The 6,322-nt window shown below is 38.8% G+C and carries 3 protein-coding genes and 1 CRISPR repeat array; all 3 genes read left to right on the top strand.

Translation table 11 applies throughout. The features are described from left to right. Positions 1–513: 513 nt before the first annotated feature. The 3 genes from cas9 (at position 514) to cas2 (ending at position 5,289) form a co-directional block, all read left to right on the top strand. On the top strand, positions 514–3,888 hold the full coding sequence (gene cas9, locus E5329_RS27840) for a type II CRISPR RNA-guided endonuclease Cas9 (protein WP_168356806.1): 3,375 nt from the start codon (positions 514–516) through the stop codon (positions 3,886–3,888). Between the two features lie 182 nt (positions 3,889–4,070). Continuing rightward, the gene (gene cas1, locus E5329_RS27845) at positions 4,071–4,976 is read left to right on the top strand and encodes a type II CRISPR-associated endonuclease Cas1 (RefSeq protein WP_135992401.1); all 906 of its coding nucleotides are present in this window, start codon (positions 4,071–4,073) and stop codon (positions 4,974–4,976) included. Next, positions 4,969–5,289 carry a CRISPR-associated endonuclease Cas2 gene (cas2, locus tag E5329_RS27850; protein ID WP_135992402.1) on the top strand — a complete coding sequence of 107 codons (321 nt, stop codon included), beginning with the start codon at positions 4,969–4,971 and terminating at the stop codon, positions 5,287–5,289. The genes cas1 and cas2 overlap by 8 nt, the downstream gene beginning before the upstream one ends. A gap of 113 nt (positions 5,290–5,402) precedes the next feature. Further along, positions 5,403–6,227: direct repeats of the CRISPR family, unit length 36 nt; unit sequence ATTATACCATACCAAGAAATAATTGGGAACTACAAC. The last annotated feature ends 95 nt before the right edge of the window (positions 6,228–6,322 follow it).

Here is a 6,322-nt window from a genome sequence, read left to right on the forward strand (position 1 = left end):
TTGAACGGGAAACCTTTAAACGCATAAGAAACAACTCCAATCTCTTTATATTTTAACACATCACGTAAAATCACGCAATATATATAGGTAAAATTTGACAAAAAAATACAGGCTTTATAAGGCCTGAAGGATGTTTGGCTTTATTCAACTGTCAAATTCCCGACCTTTCTGGTAGTTCGTGTCAGGGAAGATTTGTCTATGCCTGTAGAATGTTGAAATTATTGATAAAATATTTTTGCCAAATATTTACAAAATGGGACAAAAGAGTTATAATAATAATACATTATATCATACCAAGAGATAATGTGGTTACTACAATAAGGTAGAATACCAAAAAGCTCTAATCCCATTCTTCGGAATGGGATTATCTTTTATCTGCACATGGCTGGAAAGGCAATGATTTTGCAGCATGCATTCCGTACAGGTTGTTTGCATCAGGAAGGAAGGGAGCATTCGAACTGCGTTTGAGGCTTGTATGAAGCGCAGGATGATTTTATCAGAAAGGGGAAAGGTATGGCGTTGAATTACAGAATAGGATTGGATATAGGAATTGCATCGGTTGGATGGGCAGTATTGGAAAACAATAGTAAAGATGAACCTATTCGGATTGTTGATTTAGGGGTAAGGCTATTTGAAGCGGCAGAAGTGCCAAAAACAGGAGCAGCCCTGGCAGAACCGAGAAGAAACGCAAGAACTGCAAGGAGAAGGCTGCGCCGCAGAAAGCATCGGCTGGAGCGAATTAAATGGCTTCTGCAGGAAAGCGATATGATCCAGATGGATAAATTTATGGAGCGGTATCATTCAGCCGGATTGCCGGATGTTTATCAGTTACGGTATGAAGCGCTGGAACGGAAATTAAAGGACGAAGAATTTGCACAGATATTGCTGCACATTGCAAAGCACAGAGGATTTCGTTCCACCAGAAAGGCGGAGCTGAAGGACAAGGAGACAGGAGCAGTCCTGTCAGCGACAGAAGAAAATAAAAAATTGATGGAAGAACATGGCTACCGGACTGTGGGTGAAATGATATGTAAAGATGAAAAATTTAAAACAGCATGTTCTTGGAATGAGAGAGGATATATTCTGACGCCCCGTAACAAGCAGGGAGACTATAAGCATACCATATACCGGAAAATGTTAGAAGAGGAAGTTCGGATTATTTTCAATTATCAGAGAGAGTTTGGAAATCAGAAAGCAACGGAAGAATTGGAAGATAATTATCTCTCTATTATGACAAGCCAGCGTTCTTTTGACATGGGCCCCGGACGGCAGCCGGACGGAACGGCAAGTCCTTATGCGATGGAAGGGTTTGGAGACAGAGTAGGGTTATGCGCCTTAGAGCCGAAAGAAAATCAGGAACCAAGAGGAGCCAAGGCAGCGTATTCTTCGGAAATGTTTGTGGCTTTGCAAAAAATCAGTCATATTCGGATTATAGAGCAGGACGGCTCCGGCAGGAATTTAACAGAAGAAGAACGTCAGAAATTGATAGACTTGCTGTATAAGAAAAAAGAAGTAAAATATGCTGATGTCCGTAAAGCTCTGGGACTTGAATCAAAGTACAAATTTAATACCTTAAATTACAGCAGTAAGAAGAAAGCGGAACTTAATGACGAAGAAAGAATAAAGGAGTCGGAAAAAACTAAATTTGCTGAATTGCGCTGGTATCATGAATATAAAAAAAGAATGGGTGCTATCCTGGAAAAAATGTCCCGGCAGGAACAGAGTGATCTTCTGGATGAGGTTGGCACAGCGCTCACTTTATATAAAAACGACGATACCCGTACCCGGGAATTAGAGAAACTGAATCTGGATTCGGAGACTATTGAGAAATTATTGGAGTTAACCCCGAAAGGATTTCAGCATGTATCACTGAAGGCTATGAGAAAGCTGATGCCGTATCTTAAGGAAGGGCTTACTTATGATAAAGCATGCGATAAGGCCGGATATAATTTTAAAGGCAATGAGAGAGCTGAGAAATCAAAGTTGTTAAAAGGAAAAGAGATTACGGATATCATCAATGAAATCACAAATCCAGTGGTGAAACGTTCCGTAGCCCAAACGGTGAAAGTAATAAATGCCATTATTCAGAAATATGGAAGCCCTCAGGCAATCAATATAGAATTAGCTCGTGAGATGGCTAAAAACTTTGAAGAACGCAAAAAGATGGCGTCGCAGATGAAAGATCGGCAGTCAGAGAATGAGAAAGCAAAAAAGGAAATTCAGGAGTGGGGAGTTATTTCGCCGTCCGGGAAGGATATTTTGAAATACCGTCTGTGGCAGGATCAAGATGGATATTGTCTTTACTCCGGAAAGAAAATTCCATTGCAAAAATTATTTACAGGAGATTATGATATTGATCATATTCTTCCTTACAGCATTACTTTTGATGACAGTTACCGTAATAAAGTACTGGTGACTGCAGAAGAAAACCGCCAAAAAGGAAACCGGATTCCCTATGAGTATTTTGGAGAGAGCGAGCCAAAGCGTTGGAAGGAATTCGAAGGACGGGTTAGTTCACTGGTAAGAGATTATCGGAAACAGCAGAACTTATTAAAACGGGAATTTACGGTGGAGGAACAAAAAGAGTTTCGCGAGAGGAATTTGAATGACACCAAGTATATTACTCGTGTGGTGTATAATATGATTCGTGAGAATTTGGAACTTGCGCCTTATAGCCGTCCTGAAAAGAAAAAGCAGGTATTTGCAGTAAATGGCGCTATCACGGCCTATCTCCGAAAACGCTGGGGATTGTCCGCAAAGGATCGTTCCATTGACACTCATCATGCAAGAGATGCAGTGGTGATTGCCTGCTGTACCGATGGCATGATACAGAAGATTTCCAGAAACATTCAAGGGCGGGAATTGCAGTATACCAGGAAATATGTGGCGGTAGATGTGGAAACGGGTGAACTGATTTCCAGAGATGACTTTACAAAGGAACAGTGGGATGAGGAATTTGGCGTACATGTTCCACGTCCTTGGGATTATTTTACAAAAGAGCTGGAGATTCGGATGGGAGAGGATCCCAGAGGTTTTATTGAAACCCATGCTGACGTTGCCAGAAGCCTGGATTATCCGGAGTGGTACTATGAAGAAAATATCATTCGTCCTATTTTTGTATCCAGAATGCCTAACCGGAAGGTGACAGGTGCAGCCCATGCCGATACGGTGCGAAGTCCGAGAGATTATCCGAAAACAGGCTGTGTATTGACAAAAACAGCCCTCACAGATCTGAAACTGGATAAAAAGACAGGAGAAATTGCAAATTATTATAATCCAGAAAGTGATAAACTACTGTATCAGGCTTTGAAAAAGCAGCTTTTATTGCACAGCGGGGATGCGAAAAAAGCTTTTGAAGAACCATTTTATAAACCGAAAGCAGACGGCAGCAAAGGAAATTTGGTTCGGAAGGTTAAGACCTACGATAAGCTGACATTGGGCGTGCCTGTGAATTCAGGAGAAGGAATCGCTGCAAATGCCAATGGTTCTATGGTTCGTGTAGATGTGTTTTGTGTGGACGAAAAGTATTATTTTGTGCCCGTTTATATTGCAGATGTGGTGAAGAAAAGGCTGCCGATGAAGGCTGTAACCGTAGGGAAACCTTTTCAACAATGGAAAGAGATGGAGGATAAAGATTTTCTGTTTAGCCTGTATTCCAGAGATTTGATTTCTTTTAAATCTAAGAATGGAAAGAAGGTAGCATGCGTGGACGGGACATCAAAAGTTATTAATGAGGAGATTGTTTATTACTATGGGGCTAACATATCAACTGCAAGTTTTAATGGACAAGCCCATGATGGAAGCTTTGAATATGATGGTCTAGGAATTCAGAAGCTTAAGTATATAAAAAATATCAGGTGGATATTCTGGGGAATGTGTCAGAAGTAAAATGTGAAAAACGTATGGGATTTCATTAAATCCCTTATGGAAGGATTTTGGAGAACTGCTGTATTCGAGAAAAGAAGCAAGGATTAATAATATTGTAATTCAGTGAACAGTCATTATTTTGCATTAGATAATTCTACAATGAGATAAAAGATTGTAAAAAATTTTCAGAAAAGGAAGGATAGATGGGATATCGTAATATTAAAATTGAGGGAAATCGGAAATTACACATAGAGAATCAGCAGTTGGTGATTGAAAGTGGAACAGAAGTCAAAATTCCCTTAGAAGATATTAATTCTGTTTTGATAGAAAATCAAGCTGTGACAGTTTCCGCCTATATGCTTCAGAAATTTGCAGACCTGGGAATTGCATTGTATGTTTGTAATGAGAAACATTTGCCGAATGGAGTGCTGCTTCCTATGGTAAGACATAGCCGTCATTATAAGATTCTGAAATGCCAGATGGAGGCTGGAAAGCCGTTGCAGAAGCGATTGTGGCAGCAAATTATTATACAAAAAATTATGAATCAATCTCTATGCCTGGAATTCAGCAAAAAAGAGGGGGCAGGGGAACTTCGGAGAATGTGCAGGGAAGTTCAGTCAGGCGATAAAACACATGTTGAGGCAAAAGCGGCATCTTTCTATTTCCGAAAACTGTATGGTATGAATTTTACCAGAGGAGATGACCATATTATCAATGCTGCCTTAAATTATGGGTATGCTATCCTAAGAGGTATGATAGCGCGTAGTATTGTATGTTATGGGATGGAGCCGTCCATTGGAATATTTCATCGAAGTGAATTGAATAGCTTTAATCTGGCAGATGATGTTATTGAACCATTCCGCCCGATTGTTGATTTGTATGTGGCTTTAAAATTTGATATTTCCCAGACAGAATGTGTATTAACTCCGGAAATCAAACGTGGGTTGTACGGAGTTGTAAACTATGAAATGTTGATAAAAGGAGAAAAACGAATTCTGAACAACTGTATAGATAGTATGGTAGTAAGTTATAGCAGTGCATTGCAAGAAAAATGTGAAACGTTAAATTTACCGGAACTGATGCGGTTGCAGGAACACAGTTATGAATAAATTTATGAGAATGATAGTATTTTTTGATTTGCCAGTAGTGACTGCAAAAGAAAGGAAAGCAGCCGCCAAATTTCGGAGTTTTTTGTTGAAAGATGGGTATCATATGATGCAGTTTTCAGTATACACCAGAATTTGCAATGGAACAGATGCGGTAGAAAAACACGAGGCCAGATTAAATTTAAATCTTCCGTCGAAAGGCTCTGTGCGTTTGTTAACAATAACAGAGAAACAATATGAATCTATACGTATATTGGTAGGAGAAAAAACTTTTGATGATACGGGAGAGTCAGTAGAGTTATTGAATATTTTTTAGAAAAAGGGTGAAATATCTTATATTAAAAAAAGAATTTTAAGTTTTTTAAATGGAATTTTTTAAATGGAAAAATCCCGTATAACTGTTGAAGTTATGCGGGATTTCTGTTCCCTATTATACCATACCAAGAAATAATTGGGAACTACAACCTTCCACAACGCTACCTCCTATGGTTTATAATTATACCATACCAAGAAATAATTGGGAACTACAACTAATCTCCATAACCTGTTTAATCAGATGTTATTATACCATACCAAGAAATAATTGGGAACTACAACCTGAGGAAGATGCGTTTAATTATGCATTGATTATACCATACCAAGAAATAATTGGGAACTACAACTGGTATAATGTGGTTATTAATACATATAAGATTATACCATACCAAGAAATAATTGGGAACTACAACGTCAAATCATCAGCCACGATGCAGGGGACAATTATACCATACCAAGAAATAATTGGGAACTACAACAGTGCGCTTTCATTGGTATCAAGCCACTTCATTATACCATACCAAGAAATAATTGGGAACTACAACGCTCCATTCCCTTATATCTTTAATTATTGATTATACCATACCAAGAAATAATTGGGAACTACAACGGAAAGCAGGCGATTGATACAGCAAGCGATATTATACCATACCAAGAAATAATTGGGAACTACAACATCATGCCCAAGGGAATTCAGCCGTTTCTGATTATACCATACCAAGAAATAATTGGGAACTACAACTGTGTCAGTCCGGCCGATATACGATTATCATTATACCATACCAAGAAATAATTGGGAACTACAACTATTGCGGGGCAAGCACTGGCTTGCTCCCTATTATACCATACCAAGAAATAATTGGGAACTACAACCAGCGGCCGACATCTATTCAGGAGTACACTATTATACCATACCAAGAAATAATTGGGAACTACAACTTTTACAATCCGCATACAATCCATATCTATATTATACCCTGGTTTTTAACAGTTCCATAATGCAAAAAGTATCTGCAGGTCTTATAAAACCTGTA

The sequence above is a fragment of the Petralouisia muris genome, assembly GCF_004793545.1.
In the GTDB taxonomy this organism is placed as follows: domain Bacteria; phylum Bacillota; class Clostridia; order Lachnospirales; family Lachnospiraceae; genus Petralouisia; species Petralouisia muris.